The organism is uncultured Jatrophihabitans sp., assembly GCF_964251945.1.
Lineage (GTDB): Bacteria > Actinomycetota > Actinomycetes > Mycobacteriales > Jatrophihabitantaceae > Jatrophihabitans.
This window is the reverse complement of record NZ_CAXULP010000001.1, coordinates 476,065-496,360: the sequence shown is the minus strand read 5'-3', so window position 1 is coordinate 496,360 and position 20,296 is coordinate 476,065. Positions and strand designations below refer to the sequence as shown.

Annotated in this window: 15 protein-coding genes; 3 read left to right on the top strand and 12 right to left on the bottom strand. The window is 70.1% G+C overall.

Annotation, left to right across the window (positions count from 1 at the left end; all coding sequences use genetic code 11):
• Positions 1 to 2 precede the first annotated feature (2 nt).
• The 3 genes from hisB to hisD are packed head-to-tail and all read right to left on the bottom strand — an operon-like array spanning position 3 to position 3,086.
• Positions 3 to 653: an imidazoleglycerol-phosphate dehydratase HisB gene (gene hisB, locus ACFFBG_RS02235; RefSeq protein ID WP_375475168.1), complete on the bottom strand. Its 651-nt coding sequence runs from the start codon at positions 651 to 653 to the stop codon at positions 3 to 5.
• Positions 650 to 1,738 (bottom strand): histidinol-phosphate transaminase, encoded by a 1,089-nt coding sequence (locus ACFFBG_RS02230; protein WP_375475166.1) that lies wholly within the window; start codon positions 1,736 to 1,738, stop codon positions 650 to 652. The genes hisB and ACFFBG_RS02230 overlap by 4 nt, the downstream gene beginning before the upstream one ends.
• A gap of 16 nt (positions 1,739 to 1,754) precedes the next feature.
• Positions 1,755 to 3,086, bottom strand: a complete 1,332-nt coding sequence (gene hisD, locus ACFFBG_RS02225; RefSeq protein WP_375475164.1) for a histidinol dehydrogenase — start codon at positions 3,084 to 3,086, stop codon at positions 1,755 to 1,757.
• A gap of 95 nt (positions 3,087 to 3,181) precedes the next feature.
• Here hisD and ACFFBG_RS02220 point away from each other — a divergent pair, with 95 nt between their 5' ends.
• Positions 3,182 to 4,159 (top strand): CmcI family methyltransferase, encoded by a 978-nt coding sequence (locus ACFFBG_RS02220; protein ID WP_375475161.1) that lies wholly within the window; start codon positions 3,182 to 3,184, stop codon positions 4,157 to 4,159.
• 134 nt (positions 4,160 to 4,293) lie between these two features.
• Here the strand turns inward: ACFFBG_RS02220 and ACFFBG_RS02215 are convergent, their stop codons facing one another.
• Genes ACFFBG_RS02215 through ACFFBG_RS02200 form a run of 4 tightly spaced genes read right to left on the bottom strand, consistent with a single transcriptional unit; the run spans position 4,294 to position 11,343 of the window.
• Positions 4,294 to 5,397, bottom strand: coding sequence for a class I SAM-dependent methyltransferase (locus ACFFBG_RS02215; protein ID WP_375475159.1), 1,104 nt, complete (start codon positions 5,395 to 5,397; stop codon positions 4,294 to 4,296).
• Positions 5,394 to 6,917: a hypothetical protein gene (locus tag ACFFBG_RS02210; protein WP_375475157.1), complete on the bottom strand. Its 1,524-nt coding sequence runs from the start codon at positions 6,915 to 6,917 to the stop codon at positions 5,394 to 5,396. Before ACFFBG_RS02210 ends, ACFFBG_RS02215 begins: the two co-directional genes overlap by 4 nt.
• The gene (locus tag ACFFBG_RS02205) at positions 6,914 to 10,171 is read right to left on the bottom strand and encodes a glycosyltransferase (RefSeq protein WP_375475155.1); all 3,258 of its coding nucleotides are present in this window, start codon (positions 10,169 to 10,171) and stop codon (positions 6,914 to 6,916) included. The genes ACFFBG_RS02210 and ACFFBG_RS02205 overlap by 4 nt, the downstream gene beginning before the upstream one ends.
• The gene (locus tag ACFFBG_RS02200; RefSeq protein WP_375475153.1) at positions 10,168 to 11,343 is read right to left on the bottom strand and encodes a glycosyltransferase family 2 protein; all 1,176 of its coding nucleotides are present in this window, start codon (positions 11,341 to 11,343) and stop codon (positions 10,168 to 10,170) included. The genes ACFFBG_RS02205 and ACFFBG_RS02200 overlap by 4 nt, the downstream gene beginning before the upstream one ends.
• Before the next feature lie 154 nt (positions 11,344 to 11,497).
• Between ACFFBG_RS02200 and ACFFBG_RS02195 the strand changes: the two genes are divergently transcribed.
• Positions 11,498 to 12,157 carry a methyltransferase domain-containing protein gene (locus ACFFBG_RS02195; protein WP_375475151.1) on the top strand — a complete coding sequence of 220 codons (660 nt, stop codon included), beginning with the start codon at positions 11,498 to 11,500 and terminating at the stop codon, positions 12,155 to 12,157.
• A 94-nt stretch (positions 12,158 to 12,251) separates the two neighbouring features.
• On the opposite strand, the gene ACFFBG_RS02190 is transcribed toward ACFFBG_RS02195, so the two are convergent.
• From ACFFBG_RS02190 to ACFFBG_RS02170, 5 genes are all read right to left on the bottom strand, one after another.
• Complete coding sequence (locus tag ACFFBG_RS02190; RefSeq protein ID WP_375475149.1) at positions 12,252 to 13,895, bottom strand: hypothetical protein; 1,644 nt, start codon at positions 13,893 to 13,895, stop codon at positions 12,252 to 12,254.
• Between the two features lie 3 nt (positions 13,896 to 13,898).
• Positions 13,899 to 14,939: an NAD-dependent epimerase/dehydratase family protein gene (locus ACFFBG_RS02185; protein WP_375475147.1), complete on the bottom strand. Its 1,041-nt coding sequence runs from the start codon at positions 14,937 to 14,939 to the stop codon at positions 13,899 to 13,901.
• Complete coding sequence (locus ACFFBG_RS02180; protein ID WP_375475145.1) at positions 14,932 to 15,705, bottom strand: glycosyltransferase family 2 protein; 774 nt, start codon at positions 15,703 to 15,705, stop codon at positions 14,932 to 14,934. The genes ACFFBG_RS02185 and ACFFBG_RS02180 overlap by 8 nt, the downstream gene beginning before the upstream one ends.
• A complete protein-coding gene (locus tag ACFFBG_RS02175; protein ID WP_375475143.1) occupies positions 15,702 to 16,904 on the bottom strand; it encodes a nucleotide sugar dehydrogenase in 1,203 nt (400 codons plus the stop codon). Before ACFFBG_RS02175 ends, ACFFBG_RS02180 begins: the two co-directional genes overlap by 4 nt.
• Positions 16,905 to 17,024: 120 nt before the next feature.
• Positions 17,025 to 19,139 (bottom strand): glycosyltransferase, encoded by a 2,115-nt coding sequence (locus tag ACFFBG_RS02170; protein WP_375475141.1) that lies wholly within the window; start codon positions 19,137 to 19,139, stop codon positions 17,025 to 17,027.
• Between the two features lie 108 nt (positions 19,140 to 19,247).
• Between ACFFBG_RS02170 and ACFFBG_RS02165 the strand changes: the two genes are divergently transcribed.
• Positions 19,248 to 20,243, top strand: a complete 996-nt coding sequence (locus ACFFBG_RS02165; RefSeq protein ID WP_375475139.1) for a hypothetical protein — start codon at positions 19,248 to 19,250, stop codon at positions 20,241 to 20,243.
• Positions 20,244 to 20,296 lie beyond the last annotated feature (53 nt).

Here is a 20,296-nt window from a genome sequence, read left to right as displayed (position 1 = left end):
GGCTACAGCACGCCCTTCGTGGAGGGCACGCCCTGCACGCGCGGGTCGAGCTCGACGGCGGAGCGCAGCGCGCGGGCGACCGCCTTGTACTGCGCCTCGGTGACGTGGTGCCAGTCGCGACCGGCGTGCACGGTGACGTGCAGCGCGATCGCCGCGTGGTAGACGAAGGACTCGAAGACATGCCGGGTGAGCGTCGTCGCGTACTGCGGGCCGATGGTGGGCGGCGCGCCGGCCGGCTCGTTGTGCACGAGGTACGGGCGGCCGGACAGGTCGACCGCGGCCTGCACCAGGCACTCGTCCATGGGGATCACCGCGTCGCCGAAGCGGCGGGTGCCGGCCTTGTCGCCGGCCGCCTGCGCGAACGCCTGGCCGAGCGCGATGGCGGTGTCCTCGACGGTGTGGTGCGCGTCGACATGCAGGTCGCCCTCGACGTTCACCGTCAGATTGAACAGCGCGTGCTTGCCGAACGAGGTCAACATGTGGTCGAAGAACCCGACGCCGGTCGAGATGTCGGTGAAGCCCGCGCCATCGAGGTCGATCTCGACGAGCACCTTCGTCTCACCGGTCGCCCGCTCAACATGCGCGGCCCGACTCGACACCCCGCCCGTTCCGCCCGTGGGCGCATGCCTGGTCGCTCGCGGCCGCTCGCTCATCGCCGTACCTCTTCCAGTGCCGTGCGGAACGTGGCCATTTCGGCGGCGGTGCCGATCGACACGCGAAGCCAGCCCTCCGGCCCAGTCTCCCGGATGAGCACACCGCGGTCGAGCAGACCCTGCCACACAACATGCCGATCCTCGAACGTGCCGAACAGCACGAAGTTCGCGTCGGACTCGGCAGCCCGCAATCCAATTGCGCGCAACCAGTCCACCGTGCGGTCCCGCTCGGCGCGCAGCTCGGCGACCGCGGCGAGCAGCTCGGGCGCGTGCGCCAGCGCGACCCGCGCGACGGACTGGGTGATCGCCGACAGGTGGTACGGCAGCCGGACGATGCGCACCGCGTCCACGACGGCCGGCGACGCGGCCAGGTAGCCCAGCCGGCCGCCGGCGAACGCGAACGCCTTCGACATCGTCCGGGTCACCACGAGCCGCGGGGACGACGGCAGCAACGTCGCCGCGCTCGGCACCCCGGCGCGGCGGAACTCGCCGTACGCCTCGTCGACCACGACCATGCCGGGCGCGGCGGCGGCGAGCGCGGCGATGTCCTCGAGCGGCAACGCGGTGCCGGTCGGGTTGTTCGGCGAGGCGAGCAGCACGACCGCCGGCTGGTGCTCCTCGATGGCGGCGAGCGCGTGCGGGAGGTCGAGCGTGAAGTCCGCCGCGCGCCGGCCGACCACCCATCGCGTGTGGGTGTCGCGGGCGTACTCCGGATACATCGAGTACGTCGGCGCGAACGACAACGCGGTGCGGCCAGGGCCGCCGAACGCCTGCAACAGCTGCACCATGATCTCGTTCGAGCCGTTCGCCGCCCACACCTGCTCTGGGCGGAGCTCGACGCCGGTGTCCGAACTCAGATACCCGGCGAGGTCGGCGCGCAGCGCCACGGCCTCGCGGTCGGGGTAGCGATTGAGCGTGCGCGCGGCGTCCGCGGCCGCGACGGCGACGGCGCGCACCACGCGCTCGCTCGGCGGGTACGGGTTCTCGTTGGTGTTGAGCGCCACCGGCACGTCGAGCTGGGGCGCGCCGTAGGGGTGCGCGCCGCGCAGCTCGTCGCGCAGCGGGAGCTCGTCGAGCGCGCTCATATCCCGTCCAGAGCGCTCATGTCTGACGCGTCGGGCTCAGCCGGATCGCGACGGCCGCGCCGTGCGCCGGCAGGTCTTCGGCCTCGGCGAGGGCGATCACGTGATCGGCGACGTCGGCGAGCGCCTGCGCGTCGTACTCGACGAGGTGCACCCCTTTGAGGAACGTCTGCACCGACAGCCCGGAGGCGTGCCGCGCGGTGCAGCCGGTGGGCAGCACGTGGTTCGAGCCCGCGCAGTAATCGCCCAGCGACACCGGCGCGTGCGGGCCGACGAACACGCAGCCGGCGTTGCGGACCCGCTCGGCCACGCGCCGGGCCTCGGCGGTGATGATCTCCAGGTGCTCGGCGGCGTACGCGTCGACGACCGCGAGGCCCTGCTCGAGGTCGCGGGTGAGCACGATCGCCGACTGCTCGCCGGTGAGGGCGGCGCGAACCCGCTCGACGTGTTTGGTCAGCGCGACCTGGCGTTCGACCTCGGCGTCGACCGCGTCGGCGAGCACGGCGGAGTCGGTGACGAGCACGGACGCCGCGAGCGGGTCGTGCTCGGCCTGGCTGATCAGGTCGGCGGCGACGTGCGCCGGGTCGGCAGTGCCGTCGGCGAGGACGGCGATCTCGGTCGGACCGGCTTCGGCGTCGATGCCGACGATCCCGCGCACCAGCCGCTTGGCCGCGGCGACGTAGACGTTGCCCGGGCCGGTGATGACGTCAACGGGCTCGATGCCGAAATTCGGGTCGCCGTAGGCCGCGAGCGCGACGGCCTGCGCGCCGCCGACCGCGTAGACCTCGTCCACGCCGAGCAGCGCGCACGCGGCGAGGATCGTCGGATGCGGCAGGCCGCCGAACTCCTTCTGCGCCGGCGAGAACACCGCGATCGACTCCACGCCGGCCACCTGGGCGGGCACCACGTTCATCACGACGCTGGAGGGGTAGACCGCGATCCCCCCCGGCACGTACAGCCCGACGCGGGCGACCGGCACCCAGCGCTCCGTCACCGTCCCGCCGGGGACGACCTGGACGTCGACGCTCGAGCGGCGCTGCGCCTCGTGCACGACGCGCGCGCGGCGGATCGACTCCTCGAGCGCCGCCCGCACGCCCGGGTCGAGCGCGTCGAGCGCCACGCCGAGCGCGCTGGCCGCGACCCGCGGCTCGGGCACGTCCACGCCGTCGAAGCGCAGCGTCGCCTCGCGCACGGCCGGATAGCCGCGCTCAGCGACCGCGGCGACGATGGGGGCGACGGTCTGCGAGGCGGCGTGCACGTCGACCCGGGCACGGGGAAGCGCGCGGCGCAGCTCGGCGGACGACCCGCGGGCTGCGGGCGAGTGTCCGGTCAGGTCGAGGCGGCGCAGCACGGGCTTGAGTTTACGGTTGCGGCGCGGGCCTGTTCTCGACGTCGTCAGCCGCCCGCGGTGAGCTCCAGGCGGGCGTCGCACCTAGGCTCACGGATGTGGTCAGTCGAACCGCACTCCAGGATCTCGTGCGCACCAGCCTCGCCCGGCGCGTCGACCCGCTCGCGGTGCGCCGCACCGCCACGCTCTCGAAGCGGCGGCTGCGCGGCACGGCCGCGCCCGACTACGTCGACGACGTGCGGCGCACGATCCTGACGGAGCTCACCCGCGGGCTGCGGGCCGGGCGGCTGAATAGTCCGCAGCGGGACGAGCTTGCCGACCTGGTCGATGCCTACCTGTCCGGCGTCGGCCCCGCCGTCCCGGCCGCGACCGCCGCCGCCGTGAGCGGCGCCTTCGAGCAGCTCTATCAGCCGCGCGGCCAGCCCGCCGCCGAGCCCGCCGCGCCGGTCACCCGGGCGATCGTGGACTCGTTCCACCGCCTCTACTACAACGTCTCCCCGCGGACCTGGAAGGACACCTGGTATCGCGGGATCCGCACGTACAAGTGCCCCACCGACATGTGGATCTACCAGGAGCTCGTCAACGACCTGCGGCCGTCGCTGGTGATCGAGACCGGGACGTTCCGGGGCGGCAGCGCGCTGTTCCTCGCCGATCGGCTCGAGACGCTCGGGCACGGCCAGGTCATCACGATCGACGTGGACGTCCAGCCCGACCGCCCCGAACATCCACGCCTCACCTACCTCACCGGCTCCTCGGTCGGCGAGGACGTGCTGGCGACGATCAGGGCACGGCTGCCCGGCGAGGGCCACGTCCTCGTCATCCTCGACGCCGACCACAGCCGCGACCACGTCGCCGCCGAACTCGCGGCCTACGCGCCCCTGGTGACCATCGGCTCCTACCTCGTCGTCGAGGACACCAACGTGAACGGGCACCCCACCGCGCCCGACCACGGCCCCGGACCCTGGGAAGCGACCCAGGAGTTCCTGGCTGGCGACCCCGGCTTCGAGATCGACCCGCGCTGCGAGCGCTACTACCTCACCCAGAACCCGCAAGGCTACCTGCGCAAGACTCGCTGACAGAGTCCCAGCAGCTCGCCGGTGCTGCAGGCGGCTTCGGGGAGTCCGGTCAGGTCGTGTCCGGCCTTCGCGGCCGCGATGATCTTCGGGCGGGTGCCGCGATCGAGGCGTCCATCAGCACGCTTAGATACAAGTCAGGTCGCATCGGCCGGTTCCCACTCCGGGACGTCCATGGTCCGCAGTTCCTCGTCGGCGAGGCTCATCAGCTCGGTCCGCGACAGCCCCGATCCGGTGCTCTCGACGGTGAGGTTGAGGAAGAACTCGTGGCCGATCGTGTCGTGGAAGTGCGCCTCGCGAAGGGTGATGTAGTCCAACTCGAACAGGTCGTGGAGCAGCAGCCGCAGGTGGTGCGGGGAGAAGATCCAGTGGTGGACGTCGACGTAGCTGCCGGAGGTCGCGCTCGCCGCCTTGCTGCGGACGAAGTCCATGTCGTGGGCGAGCGAGTACTTCCCGGAATGGTTGGGCGCCCAGGAGGTGACCCCACGGTGCCGCACGGCGTTGAGACCGAACTCGGTCAGCGTGCCGACCGTGTGGACCGACTTGGGATCGATCGAGGCGTCGATCACCCGGCCGATCGACGACCGCTCGCGGAACCGGTCGAAGCAGAAGCGGTGGTCGGGCACGACGAGGGCCAGCACCCCGCCGGGACGCAGCAACCGGGCGCACTCGTTCACGAAGTCGATCAGCGAGGTCGTGTGCTCGAGGACGTGGGAGGCGAGCACCAGGTCGAACCGGTCCTCGATGATGTCCCCCATGGCCGCGCCAGGCGGCAGCACGTAGTCGACGTCCTCGATGTCGTCGGGCGAGTACTGCGCGAAGTCCTTGTACTTCTCGACGAGGCCGGCCCGGTCGAGGTAGTCGACGGTGCGGGTGTCGAAGCCGTCGCGCTTCGGCAGGATCGCGTTGTGCGCCGGGCCGATCTCCAGCGCTCTGCCGCCACGGGCGGCGGTGGCGAAGATGTTCGACCGGCGGGTCTCGAGCCGCGACGATCCCGGCTCGGCGCGGCGCGGCCCGGGGTCGGCAAGCCGGGGCGCGGCGACGGGCGGAGTCTTCGGCGTCGTCGGCTTCTTCGCAGCAGCCGGACGGGCCTTCGCCGCTCGCTTCGTGGGGACGGGTGGCTGGCCCAACGCCGCGCGCTTGACCTGCCGGAGCCGGAGCCGGGCCGGCGGGGGCAACTGGCGCAGAGCGGCCCGGCCACCGCGGCCGACCGCGCTCCTCAGCGGACTGGTCTTGCTCATCGCACGCTCTTCGTCGTCGACGTCAACCCGTGGACCCCTGCGGGGACGCCGGCAGCGGGCAGCCGCGTGACGAGCGCGTCCAGACACTCGCCGAGGGGGCGGCCCAACGTGGCGCCCAGCGGCACGAACTCGTGGGTGGTGATCGTGCGCGCCCGCTCCAGGTGGGCGGTCAACGCCGCAGCGAGGGCGTGCGGCGTGGCCTCGACCACCTCGAGCCCGGTCACCCAGGGCTTGCGGTGGTTCTCGACTGCGTTGGTGATAGTCGGGATTCCGGTCATTGGCAACTCGAGGGCGAGGTGGCTCGGGTGCGGGCTGTGCATCAACGCGAGCCCGACGTCGGTGCGGGCGAGCAGCGCGTAGTACTCGTCCATGTCGAGCTTGCCGACCGCCTCAAGCGTGATTCCCGGGCCTAGATCCGGCGCTGTGAGGTCCTCACCGGCGAGCGTGACGACCGGGTGCGCTGACGGGTCGACGGTCAGGGCCCACTGCTGCAGGGCGGCGAGCCCCAGGGGGTAGAGGTTGCGCGGCTTCGACGGTCGCGCGTAGAAGAGGATGCGGGGCGAGTCCGGCGCCCGCGGCGCCCATTCGTCGGTCGCGGAGCGCAGCCGGTCCTCGTCCACTTGCGGCGCGATGACCTGATCGGCGGGAATCGGCCTGCCGACCCGTTCGGACACGTAATCCGCGAGCGAGCTCGAGTTCACGAGCAGGTGGAAGCGCAGGGAGTACGTGCTGCCGGCGAGCGCGTGCTCGGTGCCCCAGGCGTAGAAGCCCGGCTCCCAGTCCTGGATCAGGTACACGACGTGATCGGGGCTCAGCGCGCCGCGGTCGCAGAGCCGTCCGAGCTGGAAGGCGGTGGTCCAGAACGTCGCCATCCAAATGTCGTCGGGGTGCCCCCCGTGGCGGCGGATCCCCTCCGGCGCGCTCAGCGTGAGGTTGGCCGCGACGTCGGCCGCGTCGAGCTCGTCGGTCAGCCACTGGACGACCTCGGTCCGGACGGCGTCGGGGTCGGCGTTGAGCGGCTCGAGCACGACCATGGCGAGCGGGCGGTCGAGTCGGCGGGCGAGCTCGACCGCGGTCAAGAGCGCGGTGCGGATCCCGGCGAACAGCATGTGCACGCCGAAGCCCTGCAGCACGATGACGACCCGCGGCCGCGGCCCGTCGGCCTGCAATCCGGACAGCACGACGTTGTCCTCGAGGACATTCGCCGCGAGCGTCTTCGCCGGCGCCCGCGGCGGGGGCGGCGGCGGCCCGGGGCGACGGGCGAGCGCGTCCAGGCCGGACGACACCGCGGCCGAGCGCGCGTCCAGCTTGTCCAGCCGAGCGCCGGCGGTGGCGACGGCGCCGTCGAGGCGGGACACGTCTCGGTGCAGCTGGGTCAGCTGGGCGACCAGGTCGCGGCGCAGGCGGCTGACGGCCTTCTCGGCCCGCAACGCCGGCGCCTCTTCCGGGTGGCGCAGCCGGTGCAGCTTGCGGCGGGCGCGGCCCAGCGTGCGGCGTGCCTGTCCGAGCGCGTCGCTCATCGGGTCGCCCCGCTGTGCCACACGGCGATCGGATCGCTCAAGCGGGCCCGCAGCTCCAGCGCGGCGTCGAGGAGGGTCCGCGCGCGTGCGTCGAACGAGTGCTCGGCGTGCACCTGCTTGGCCACTGCCCTGCGTTCGGCGTCGTCGCCGAACACGGCGTCGAGGTTCGGCGCGGTCGCAAGTGCCACGAGTTCCGCTGGCGTCCGGGCCACCTGGACCGAGCGTCCGAACAAGCCCTCGAGGCCGCGGACGTCGTCGGTGATGACCCGCGCGCCGCTCCCGGCGGCATCGAAGAGCCGGTTGGACAGGAAGCCGTCCAGGCGCATGTCATCCCAGTGATCGTTGAGAACGACGCCGGCCCGCCGGTACGCCTCGCCCACCTGCGCGTTCGGGACGTAGGACGCCTTCAGGTAGCCACGCGGCACGAGATCGTCCCACCCCTCGCCGTACAGCGACAGCGGAAGGCCGCCGTCGATGGCGTCGCGCACCATCGGCCGGTAGATCTTGCGCGACCCGCCGATGAACAAGACCGGATGACCGGTGTCCGGACGCCCGCGATCGGGATGGAAGAGCTCGGGATCCGTGGCCTGGAGCAACGGGTCGATGCGGACGCCCCAGGCCGCGGACATCGACGCCGACCAAGTGGCGCTCGCCGCGAACACCCGGTCGTAGGTCGCCGCCTCGCTGCGGCTGAACATCTCCGGGTGGGAGATCAGCCAGGCCATCGAGATCTGGCCGTAGATCGCGGAGTACGGGGCGAGACCACGCAGGACGAGCACGACGTCATCGTGCTGGCCGGTGGTCCGTGCGAATTCGCCGCGGTGGTCGACGACCACCTGCTGGCCAAGGCGTCGCAGTGCCGCCGACAGGCTGGCGATGAAATGCGTGTCGCCCCAGCGCTGCGCTGCCAACCCCGCGGGCGCCGGATTTTTCAACGCCCAGCGCAGCCGCGGCGGGCCCTCGCTGACCTGCGCGAGCGGCCGACGGACGAGCACTGGCTCGGGGACCCCGACTCGGCGGTCGGGAGACACGAGATTGCGGACCTCGTGCCCGGCCACGTCGTAGCCCCGGGCGCCCCACAGCGCGACGTCGTCGGCGGGCATGCCAGCACGGTAGCGGTCGAGCAGGACGCGGCGGTTCACCAGGGCGTGGCCGAAGCGCCCCGGCGAGCGGGACTCGTGGTGGACGACGACGGAGTCGGTGCGGACGGTGAACCGGCCGGGCCGAAGGGCTCGCATTCGCAGCCCGAAGTCGACGTCCTCCATCCCGTTGCGAAAGATCGGATCGAAGCCTCGGAGGGCGATGACGTCGGCCCGCCGCACCGCTAGGGCCGCCGCCGTCGCGGCGTGCAGCTCGGCGTCCTCGATGCCGTCCGCGTCCTCGATCGGGAAGCCCTGCAGGAGCATGTGCGGCACTCCCCCGCTGCTGGGGAAGGCGATCCCGGCGGACTGGATCGAGCCGCTGGGGTAGACGAGCAGCGACTGGGCGCCCAGGACCGACGGATCGTCGAGCGCGCGCACCAGCGGCTCGAGCCAGCCGGGGACGACCTCGGTGTCGTTGTTGAGGAAGACGACGACGTCGCCACGGGCGTGCCGCATTGCCAGGTTGTTGCCCAGCGCGAAGCCGCGATTGACTGGCTCGTGCAGCACGCGGACCCGGCGGAAGCCGTGCGGCAGGCTCTGCAGCCGGGCCGCGTGGTCGGCGTCGCAGCCGTTGTCGAGCACCAGGATCTCGACGTCGGCGGCGTCGGGATCGCCGGCGGCCGCGGTCTCCCAGGCGTCGCTGACGCAGCGCACCGCGCGAGTCGTCATGGTCGAATCGGCATGGGTCGGGATGATGATCGACACCAGTCCGGGGTCGCCCTCGGGGGCGAGGGCGTCCCAGCCGCTGAGCTGGCGGTCGAGGACGACGTCGTGCCAGGTCGTCAGCTCGGCGATGTCAAGCCACGGCTGCTCACGCGGCGGGATCGCCGCCTGCGCACGCCGCTCGGCGAGGTCGAGCACGCCGACCCGGTCGGCGAGCGGGATCGGACCACGGGCGAGCAATCGCAGTTCCAGGTCGTGTCCGGCCGCGCAGTGGACGCTGCGGTCGATGCCGCCGAGTTCGGCCAGCGTCGCCCGTCGCACGACCAGCGCCGCCAAGGACACGTAACCCTCGACCGCGGCGCGTTCAGGTGTGACGGGCACCGTGGCGAATTCATGCACCTCGCCGGCGTCCGAGGTCTCGGTCCGCTCGACGACGTCATACGCCGCCTCGCTGCCCTGGCGTTGCGCACAGCTCAGCACCGTCGCCAGGTGGTCCGGGCGCCAGAGCGCGACAGGCGGGCAGAACGCGACCCAGTCGCCCGTCGCGACCGCGGCACCGTGCGCGAGCAGCGCGGCGTCGTCGCCGTCGTCGCCGTCGCCGCCGTCGGCGGCGACCAGGCGCACCCGAGCGTCTTCCGCGTGCTCGCCGAGCGCGTCGCGGACGGCGTCCGCGACGCCGAAACGGTGCACCACGATCACGTCCAACCCGGAGACGGTCTGGGCGAGCACGCCGGCGCAGGCTGTCCGGAGCAGATCCGGGTCGGGGCAGGCGGGGACGACGACGCTCACCAACGGATGCCCGATCGCGGGCGGGGCGTATATCGGGACGCCACCCGTCGGCGCGGTCGTGGTCCACGGCGAGGAGGCCAGCGCGGCCCGCGCTTCCCATTCCCGGCGGCGGGCCCGCAGCCAGTCGGCCAAACCCTGTGGCTCGGCCTCGGGGTCGGCGGGGTACCACGTGTTCGGGGCCAGACCTTCGGCCGCGCCGGTCGCCAGGTAGTGGCCGAGCGGGCCGAAGCGGTGCGTGACCGCGCCAGGGTTGGCTGCGAGGTAAGCGGCGACGTCGAAAAGCGGGTGGAAGCTGGCCCGGTGCAGCTTGGCGTCGGTGAGGTAGGCCAGCAGCGGGTTCCGCTTGCCGATGCGCTTGGCGACCCTCTTGCCGTTCCGTTTCTGCAAGTGCTCGGGGTCGAACAGCGGGTGCGGGGAGAGATCGCCGCCCGCCCGCAGGTAGTGCCGTGCCGCTGCGGCCGGGGTGAGTTCGGATCCGGAGCGGGCCGCGTACCAGGCGGGGTCGAAAGCGCCGCTGCTCAGCAGCAGCGATGCGTGCTGAGCGGCGTCGGCGGCGTCCAGCGCCCGACGGACCCAGCGGCCGGCCTCCTGGCGAAGGCGCCGGCGCTGATCCGGGGTGGCGGCCTGGGTGGCCGACGCAGCGGGCCGGGCCGCGCTCATCGAGGCCGCAGACGGCGCCGGGCCCGGCCGACCTCCTTGCGCGTGCGGCGCAGGACGCCATGAGCGGCGGCGCGGGCGCGGTCGGGCACCGGACGCGGGGCCGTCGCTGCACGCAGCTGGTTCCGGGCATCGGCCAGCTTCTTGGATAATTCGCGCACCTTCTCCTCGGCGCGGTCCGCACGCACGCTCTCGGCCCGCCGCTCGCTCTCAAGATTGAAGAACTGCTTTCCCAAGGCGGCGCCGGCCTCGATCTCCGCGTCGCTGAACGGGTCATCGTCGCTGTCATCGAGCAGCGGGGCAAGCAGGTCTGGACACACCCCATGCTCCGCGAGACCCTGCAGATGATGCAGCAGCCACTCGTCACGGACAAACCAACCGGTGACCTCGCCGGCCTTCAGATCGGTCCCGGACGGCTGGCGCAGCAGGAACGCCGGCAACAGGCGGCCGGCGAGCTGGCGCCGGCGGTCGGCCATGCCGTGGTGGTTCTTGCTCGGTCGCAGCTCGGGGTTCGCCTCGTAGGAACGCCCCGCGTGCGAGACCTTTTGCTCGAACTGCGTCCACGAGCGCCACGGGACGTGCAGCACTTCGAGTGCGACATCCGGGTCGGGTTGGCCGTTGCTCTTGATCGACACGAAGTGGTTGCCCTGCGCCACGACGACATCGGGCTCACCGCGGTGGACGGCGTTGCCAGTCGGCTGGGCGTAAATGCCGATCTGCTGCAGCTCCTCGGCGGGGCGCAGGTCACGCCAGATCAGGTGGGCGAGCCCGGAACCGCGCCGAGCGGGGCGCCCCACGAGATTGGTCACCGGCACGGTGAACGCGTTCAGCGACAGCGGGATCCGCTCGAGCGCCTGGCGCAGCGTCAGGCTCTTGTCGACCGGTATCCAGAACTCGTCGGCGTCGGCGTTGATCACCCAGTCGGCGGCGTACTCGGTGCGTGCGCGGCGAGCCATGGCGGTGACGACGGCGTGCTGCTGTTTGCGGTGTTCTGAATCGTGGTGCAGCTCGACGAGCCCGAGGTCGGCGTAGCGCTGCAGCACCTCTGTCGTGCCGTCGACCGACGCGTTGTCGGTGGCGATGATGAGGTCGGGCTCCTGGGAGAGCGTGTGCTCGATCATCGCCGCGATGACGTCGACCTCGTCGCGGACCATGAGCGTGACCACGAATCTCATGCGCGACATTCTAGGCGGAGCGGGCGCCGGGCCGCCGACGTCGAATCGGGGCGTGTCGGACACCGCACATTCGGCCTGGTGATAACGTCCCCACGCCCTGAGACGAACCGCGCTCGAGAGACGGTCAGCATCAATGCAAAACGAGTCTGACGACTTGAAGACGCTCTATTCGAACAGGTTTTTCGCCGAGGAAGCGCAGCGCGACGGAATCTGGCAGGTGCTCTGCTCCGACTTCTTCCAGCGGTGGGTCGAGCCTCAAGCGACAGTTCTCGACCTCGCGGCTGGCCACTGCGAGTTCATCAACAACATCAAAGCCGCTCGCAGGATTGCCGTGGATCTGAATCCCGATGTCGAAGTTCGCGCTGCCGCTGGGGTGGAAACCCATGTGCTGCGGTCCGACGCACTGGAGACGATCCCGGACGCATCAATTGACGTCGTCTTCATCAGCAATTTTTTTGAGCACATCACTCGCGAAGCGATCTTGTCGACGCTGGTCGAGGTTCGCCGAGTCCTCAAACCGACCGGCCAACTATTGGTGCTCCAGCCGAACGTCCGCTTCTGCGCCAGGGATTACTGGCAGTTTTTCGACCACATCACGCCGATAGATGATCGCGCGCTGGTTGAGGCTTTCCTCGCAACGGACTTCGAAGTAACTAAGACAATTGCTCGTTTCCTTCCGTACTCCACAAAGGGACGGCTGCCGAGCACGCCGAACCTCGTACGTCTTTACCTCAGGTTTCCATTGGCCTGGCGCATCCTCGGCGCACAGACGTTCATGATCGCGAAACCGGCAACAGTCAGCTTAGGAAACTAAGCAGCCTAAGTTTGACGGCGGCTGATGCGACTCCCCCAACGCAACACGACCGCGAAACGTCGGCTCAGCGACAGTGGGATACGCCCGCGGCCGCCTATCCGGTTCCGAGGCAGACAGAGACCGTCCCGCGCTTGAAATTGATCCGCAAGGTGCCCTGGGACGCGGTCGTGGCGACGTAGGTGGGCTGGCCCGGCACCGACGGAAGGTAGACGGCGGGACTCACCAGCGCGCCGTCGAGGAGCTGCGCGGGCAGCGTCGTGGCCTCGCTTCGGATCAGGATTTGCGAGCCGGTCCCGGTGGGGGGCAGGTCGATGTGCGCCCGGGCGCCGGCCCGCAGCTGCGCACATCCGGTGCGCGGGAGTTTGCCCGTCAGGCCCCGGGAGCGAAGACCTGCTGCCGCCGGCAGCGAGTAGTCCTTCGGCCCCGACGCCACCTGGAGGAATGCCGCGGCGGCGAGCAGGGCCGGCCGCGACGCCGGCTGGCGGCGCAACTGCCCGTCGGCCAGTGCGTGCGCAACATCGTCCACGGTGATGTTCGGATTGTCCGCCGGGGAGGGCCGCTGATTGAGGAAGGTGGCGTGCTGGGCGATGAGCTGTCCGGTCGCCGCCAGGGTTCCCCTCAGCCCGCGCCCCAGCCTCGCGCGGTCGACCACCCAGGTACGCGACTGGACCACGCCGTTGCCCACCAGGGCAATTGTCACGAGCAGCGCCGCCACCACCCGCTCGATCTGGTGAGCGGCGAGCCGCTGGGCTGCCAGTGCGCAGACCGCAGCGGCCGCGGGCACGGTGAACGCGATGCCGAAATACGAGTACCGACTCACAGTCGCAGCCGCCGCTCCGAGCCCAGATCGCGACACCCCGATGAACAGGAACGTCGCAACGGCAGCTAGCCCGCCCGACAGTGCGAGAGCTCGTTCCCGAGATGCCAGGGGGCCCAACCACGCCACTGCGAGGAGCGAGAGGAGCACCACACCACCCGTGCCGGGAAAACGAATGACCTGCTCCCAGAGCGACCCGAGGCCGGTCGCCACGAACTCGATGTACTTCTCACCCGACGTAGGCGGCACGTATGCCCTTCCCTCCCGCCCGTACGTCGCATACCACACCAGATAGACCACGCCCGGCGGAGCGGTCGTGACGATCGCCCAGAGCAGGCCGCGCCTCAGAAGTACGTAGAGGCCCAGCCAGACGAGCATCGGGATTGCCATTCCAGATGACAGGAACGATCCGATCATCGCCAGCCACGTCAGGACGAGGCGGGTGCGACCGTCTCCCGATGCGCTCAGCAGGCTGAGGAGCCCGAAGGCGGCCGAGCCGAGAAAGCCGATCTGGAAGTCCCACAGAGGGTTCTGACCGAGGTTGCCGCACAGGAAGGCGAACGGGATGACGACGATCGCGGCGGGCCACGCCGCAACCTCGTTGCGGCGCATCACGAGGTAAAGCAGGCCGCAACACGCCGCGTGCAACAGGATCGGCATCAGCGCGTAGGCCGGGTAATGGCCGATGCCGAAGATCTTCACCATGAGGCGGAACGCGATGACGGGCAGGAAGGACCAGTGCTCGTTGTGCGGACGCATCAGGGAGTCCCAGTTGAGCCCGCGTTGCAGCAGGAATTCCCAGTCGTCGCCGAAGAAGTACAACTTCCGGCTCTCGACGGCCAGGAAGACGCAGGCGACCAGCACGCTTACGGCGAGGACCACGCCCGGCCTGAGGACGACCGCGCGCAGGCGACCGAGCACGTGCTAGAGCCGGCCGTCGGCCACGGCAGCGGTGACCCAGGGGATGACCTCGTCGAGCATGTCCTCGAGGCTGGTGGTGCACTCGACGCCGAGGACGCGTCTCGCTTTCTCGACGGATGGGACCCGCCGCTGCACGTCGTATTCGTAGGCGGGGTCGGTGACGATCGTCAACGGAACGCCGTCGCCCTTGATCTTGGTCCAGATCACCTGGGCGAGTTCGCGGACCGTGTGGCCGTGCGGGGTGGAGATGTTGAAGTCGTCGTTGCGGGCGTTTTCCTGGGACATGCACTCGACGATGCCGCGGGCGAGGTCGCCGCCGTAGGTGTAGTGCCGGATCTGATTGCCCTCGCCGAGGATGTGCAGGGGGTCCTGGCCCTTGACGATCTTCTGGACGAGGTCGGGGACGACGTGGCTCATGGCCAGCTTCACGTTGCCCGAGTCGATCTCGACGTCGCCTAGGGCGCGGCCCTCGCCGACGCCGACGCAGTTGAACGGCCGCACCACCGTGTAGGGCAGCTGATACTGGTCCCACGCAGCCTTGGCGAAGTACTCGACGGCGAGCTTTTGGAAGCCGTACGACGACAGCGGCGGCGGCACTTTGCGCTCATCACCCTCGACGGACGGCCAGGACTCGGTCGACTCGAAGACCATCGAGCTCGACAGGTAGGTGACCTTCTGCAGCCGCCCCCGGCGGGCGGCGGCGATGGCGGCGTCGCACTGCGAGGCCATGATCCGCTCGTTGGTCGCGAGCAGGTCGTAGGCGTAGGCGTGGAAATAGGAGATCCCGCCGATCAGCGCCGCGCCGGCGATGAAATGGTCGCAATCGGCCAGCAATTCAGACATCAGATCGACATCACGCGCGTCGCCCTCGGTGAAGTGATAACGCGGGTCGTCGTCGTAGGACTTCACCACCTTGCCGTACTTCGAGTAGTTGTCGATGCCCACGACGTCGTATCCGCGGCGTAACAACTCCTCCACGACGTAGCCACCGATGAAGCCGGCTGAACCCGACACCAACACCCGCTGACCGTTGCCCTCAATCATGGCGTTCTTCCTTCTTCGGATCCTGGAGACTGATCGCCGCGGCGGCCGCGTGCAGCTCGCTGATGCTCAGCTGCGGGCCGAACGCGAAGCGGTACCAACGTAGGTAATGCGGAATCCCGCCCTTGAGGTCAAAGTTTGACATGCCGGCAGTGCGGTCGAGCCAGATAGTGGGGATCTCGGCCACCGGCCGGCGCAGGCGGCGCGCCTTGGCGGTGAGCTCGAGGCCGATCTCGAAGCCGTTGCGGCTGTGAATCCCGACCTCGCGGACGAACTCGACCGAGTAGGCCTTGAAGCTGTTCGTCGGGTCGTGGGTGCCGACCCGCGCCAGCGAGTTGAGCGTCAGGCCCGCCCAGCGCGAGAGCGCTCCCTTGACCAGCGGACCGCCAACCTGCTGTCCGCCTGCGGTGTAGCGGGAGGCCGCCGCGACGACGACGCCTCGGTCGACGAGCCGGGCCAGCGCGTCGATCTGCTTCGGGTCGTCACTGCCGTCGGCCATCGTCACCACCACGATCGAGCTGTTCACGGCGTCGATTCCGAAGCGGATCGCGTTGGCCGGGCCGCGGCCGTAGGTGTTCACGGTCGGATGCAGGTGCGGCTGGCGCTCGGCATACCTGCGCAGCACTGGCATCGTGCTGTCGTCCTCGCTGTCGACGACGACGAAGATGTCGCAGTCGGATTCGACCGAGTCGAAAATCCGGTCCAGGACCGGAACGATCGCCTCGCCTTCGTTGTAGACCGGGACGACGACCGAGACCCGCAGATTCACACGCGAACCCCGTTGCCGCGCAGGTTCCACACGTCGATCACCGGTTTGTCGGTGACCAGCTCGCGATAGGCGTTGTGCGGTGCGGCGATCACGAGGACATCGGCCCGGTCCAGCACCTCGGCCAAGGGCCGCAACGAGGGGTCCGAGGTGACGTAGGGATCGGTGGCGAGCACGCCGTCGGCCCGGAATTGCAGGATGCGTTTGAGCTTGTACGCCAGGCTCGAGCGGGTGTCGTCGCTCTCGGCCTTGAACGCAGTCCCGAGGATGCCGACTGTGCACTCGGGCAGGTTGTAGGACTCCTCGAGGCGCGAGACGAGGTAGAGCGGCAGGCCCTCGTTCACGAGCATGGCCGAGTGACCTAGGACGAACGTGTTGTCGCTGAAGGCGGCCAGCTGCATGGTGTCCTTGAGCAGACACGGGCCGGCGGCAAAGCCGGCGCCGGGCAGATCGGCGGCCCGGGGATAGTCGAAGGTGACTGCGTGGCGCACGCGCTCGTAATCGACGCCGTGGTCGTTGGCCATCACATAGAACTGGTTGGCGGCGGCGAACTTGATGTAGCGCCACGTGTTCGTCATCAACTTCGCCAGCTCGGCCTCCTCTGGCTCGACCTCGACAATCGAGTCGGTGAGATGGCGGAAGAGCGCGCTGGCGCGGGCCAGCGCGGCCGGAGTGCGCGCGCCCACCAACTGCGGCAGGGTGAAAAGTTCCTCCATGGCCTTGCCCTCGGCGATCCGCTCCGGGCAGAACGCGACCTCGAGATTGCGGCCCGAATCGCGCAACTGCTTCTCCACGCGCCGGGTCACGCCCGGATAGACGGTGCTGCGCAGGATCAACAGCTGGCCGTCGGACAGGAACGGCGCGATCTCGGCGAGCGCCCGCGGCACCGCGTCGGGGTCGGGGTTGAGGTGCTCGTCGACCGGCGTGCCGATCACCATGATCACCGTGTCGGCAGCGCCCACGACCTCGGGGTCGGACGTCGCCGCGAACCGCCCGTCGGCCAGCACCCGGGTGAGCACCTCGGCCGCGCCGTCCTCGCGAAACGGCAGCTCGCCGGCCATCACCTTCTTCACCGCGTCGTCGTTGATGTCGTACGACGCCACACTCAAGCCTCGGTCGGCCAGGGCGAGAGCGAGGGGCAAGCCGACGTGGCCGCAGCCGCCGATGACGACGACGTCGACCTTGATAACGCGTTCGCTCATGGACGTTGACTCCTGCGACGGTCGACATCGTTCATCAGATCCACACTATGCACGAACGCCGCGCGTTCGGACCGCAGGGCACGTGGGTGTCTCGAACCCGGGCTTGTCACTTCGTTCGACTCACTTCGTTCGACCGGCCAGTTGATCGTCGGGGCCGGTCGAACGGGGCGACAAGCGGTGCAGGGCGCTGAGCTGAGTCAGAATGCGGCGGGCCCCGGCGACGTCGCCCAGCTCGCTGCGGTAGTCCAGCGGCAAGGAGCTGAGCACACTGCCCGGCTCGACGATGCCCCAGATGGGTCGGCCGCTGCCGACATAGTCGGCGTACTTCGCCGGCAGGTACGGGTTCACCTCGTGACGGCCGACCGTGTGATAGTCGTTGACCAGCAGGACGTCCACCCGGGTTGTCATGTTGAGGTAGTCGAGGAAGCCGAGGTAGGCGTTCACCACGAGAACGTCCCCGAGCCCCGCGTCCGCCGCCTCGGCCCGCAGCGACTTCGGGTTCTTCGTGAAAACGTGCAGGCGCAGCCTTGCGCGCGCGTCGGGCTCCAGCCCCTTCAGCGCCGCCACCACCTCAGTCAGACTCCGGGTCGGATAGAAGGTCCCGAAGTAGCCGACGTGCGTCAGCGCCGGATCCAGGTCGTACCCGGCGTCCGCCGCGTGGTACAGCTCGGTCGGCGGCGCGGGATGGCGCTCGACCAGCGAGTGCGCCGCCGCCCGTGCCGCGACTGCTCGGTCGGCGCAGTACCCGAGCATGTAGGCGCGCTGGTGGTCGTTGGTGAACAGCACCGAGTCCGCCAGCGCGTACGCCACGTTCTCGGCCCACTCCCACACGTTGTCGCTGGCGGGCGGCTCGAACCCGCGGGCTCGGACGCCGTCCGCGAGTTCGGCAAGCAGCTCGCGATCCGGCTCGCCCTTGCTCATGCGTAGCTCGCCGCGCGAATTGCGCAGCTGCGGGTCGGAGAACTCGGCCAGCCACGGGATGTCAGGATGGCGAATCTTGACCAGCGCGGCGAGCAGATGCGATCCCGGGAACATCGTCCGGCTGTACAAGCTTCGGTAGGCGCCTTTCGCACGCTCGGCGCCCTCTACAACCAGCAGTCCGCGCGTGCAGAACTGCGCGGTGGGGCCCCACTCGCCGTCCATAGTCGCTGGGCCCGGTATCTGGTGGAGTTCGCCGAGCCACTCCGCCCACAGCGCCGCGGCCGAGTGGTCGACGGGTCGACGTCCGCTCAGGTCGGCGCTCACGACGTCGACCAGACGTCCGGCGGCGCGCACCCGCCGGGCGGCGATGTTGGCCGACGTGTCGGCGAAGGGCAGCGCCGCGTAGAGGATCGCGAGGTCACGCGCTACGCCGCGGTTGAGCCGCTCGTAGTCGAAGGACGCCAGGCCCAGCGAGCGAACGCCGGCCAGGATGGGCGCGTGCAGGTGCGGAGATCGTCGCAGGGTTCGGTTCAGCGAGTCGACTCTGGTTCCGATCGCGGCTTCGAGAACGAGGCGGTGCATTGGCGCGGCGACGGCCGAGGTCAGCTGCCCGATCACGTCGAGATCTCGCTCGACCGCCGCGTCGTCGTCGTTCGGCGCCTCCGTCGGGGTGGAGCGAGAGACGGGCGAACGATAGTAGAAGGCGTTTGCCGACGGTCGGCAGAACCGATACTCGAGGTCGAAGCGGGTGGCCAGCCGCCAAAAGAACATCGTGTCGCCGCCGCTGTCCGGCTCGGCCTCGAAGCCGACGACGCGGCCGAACGCGGCCGGCAGCACCTTGCCGGGAGCGGCGGCGAGCGCGGTCGACAGCGCGCTGGCCGTGGGTTCGCGGCGAAGAGTGCTCGCGAGCCGCGATCGGGGGCCGAAGTCGAGGCCGCTCCCCCGGTCGTTCGGCTCGGCCACATGCGCGACGCCGACGGCGCCGGGGCTGGCGATGGCGAGCAGGGCGTCGAGGTACCCGCTGGAGACGGTGTCGCCGGCGTCGACGAAGGTGACATAGTCGCCCCTGGCCATCTGCATCCCTGCGTTGCGGGCCCGCGGGGCGCTGATAACCGGGACGACCAACTGTCGCACCGTGATCGCTGACTCGCTCAGGTCGAGCAGTGCGTTGGCGACGATGACAACCTCGTACCGGTCCCGAGCGAGGGTCTGCGTCGAAAGCGAGCGCAGGGTCCGGTCGAGTCGATCGGCCAGCGGCCGGCCGTCAACCACCACGGTCAGCGTCGGCCGCTCAGGGCTCACGCGACGTGCCACCTATTCGTCCACCGATCCAGTCCACCTGGCCGACGATATCCAGTCCGTCGAGCAGACCACGGGTCGTCGTGCCGGCAGCGCGGCGCCCGCCTGTCGTACAGTTTGGCAATGCCCAGCGTCGCTCGACGAGCACTGCTGGTCGCGCCCACGGCAGAGCTCGCCGCGACGCTAGGCGTGTCGTTCGACAACGCTCAGGCAGCCACTCCGGATCAGGTCGGCCTGGCTCTCGGCGCGACTGCGCCGGAGGTGGACTGCGTGGCGGTGACCGGCGTCGAAGATCTTTCCGGCGTCGCTGCCGCGGTGCGCGCCTACGGCGCTCCGGAGGTGTCCCTGGTGATCGACGTGAGCGGCCGACAGGGCGCAGACGTGTTCGCCCGGGGCGGCGCGGCGCTGACTGGTTTCGAGTTGCAAGACACGATCAAGCTGGGCGACGTGCCGTGCCTGCGGCTCCGCATTGCGGACGACCCTGCCAGCATTCCCCGGTTGCCCGCCATCGACGGCCACCTCGCCGCCGGCGTGGGCGCCGGCCCCGATGAACGTCGTGACGTGGCGGCCGAGGCGCTCGCCACCCAGGTCAGAGCCGAGCGGCTGCAACGCAGGGTCGCCGAACTCGAGGCCGAGCTCGCGACGCGGGAAGGCGCGGCGACGATCCAGACCAGCGAGTCAGCGCCGGCGGCTGCCAAGCCGAAGCGCGTCGCCACTGCCCTCGCCATTGGCGGGGCGCTGGCGGTCGCAGTCTCGATACTCCTGGCCGTCGTCACCAGCACGGGCTACGGCGGTGCGCTGCTCACGGGGCTGGCCATCCTCGTCATCGTCAACCTCCTCTACGCCTGGCGGTCGAACCGGCGACGGGCGGCGGCTGACCGAACAGCCCGCAAAGCGGCGACCCGCAGCGACGCGGCATCGGCGAGACAGGCCGCTGATCGGCACCGCGAATTGATGAAGGCCCTGGCAGATCTTGCCGACGGCGAGCGAGAGGTGCTGCAGGCCGTCGCTCTGCTGGCCGCCTCGACGACCTACGCCGCGAGCGACGCTTCGCCGAATCGCTCGCCGAGCTACGTCTCCACCGATACTGCGGACGTGCCTGGTCACCGACGGTCTTAGCTTAGGCCCGCGTTTCCGCCCGTCCGGGTCCATTTGCGACTATGGCGACTGCA

Coding starts and splice junctions, on each gene's coding strand:
- ACFFBG_RS02210 (WP_375475157.1), bottom strand. CDS start 6,917: ATGAGCGACGCGCTCGGACAGGCACGCCGCACGCTGGGCCGCGCCCGC.
- ACFFBG_RS02230 (WP_375475166.1), bottom strand. CDS start 1,738: ATGAGCGCGCTCGACGAGCTCCCGCTGCGCGACGAGCTGCGCGGCGCG.
- ACFFBG_RS02205 (WP_375475155.1), bottom strand. CDS start 10,171: ATGAGCGCGGCCCGGCCCGCTGCGTCGGCCACCCAGGCCGCCACCCCG.
- ACFFBG_RS02215 (WP_375475159.1), bottom strand. CDS start 5,397: ATGAGCAAGACCAGTCCGCTGAGGAGCGCGGTCGGCCGCGGTGGCCGG.
- hisB (WP_375475168.1), bottom strand. CDS start 653: ATGAGCGAGCGGCCGCGAGCGACCAGGCATGCGCCCACGGGCGGAACG.
- ACFFBG_RS02165 (WP_375475139.1), top strand. CDS start 19,248: ATGCCCAGCGTCGCTCGACGAGCACTGCTGGTCGCGCCCACGGCAGAG.
- ACFFBG_RS02175 (WP_375475143.1), bottom strand. CDS start 16,904: ATGAGCGAACGCGTTATCAAGGTCGACGTCGTCGTCATCGGCGGCTGC.
- ACFFBG_RS02185 (WP_375475147.1), bottom strand. CDS start 14,939: ATGATTGAGGGCAACGGTCAGCGGGTGTTGGTGTCGGGTTCAGCCGGC.
- ACFFBG_RS02200 (WP_375475153.1), bottom strand. CDS start 11,343: ATGAGATTCGTGGTCACGCTCATGGTCCGCGACGAGGTCGACGTCATC.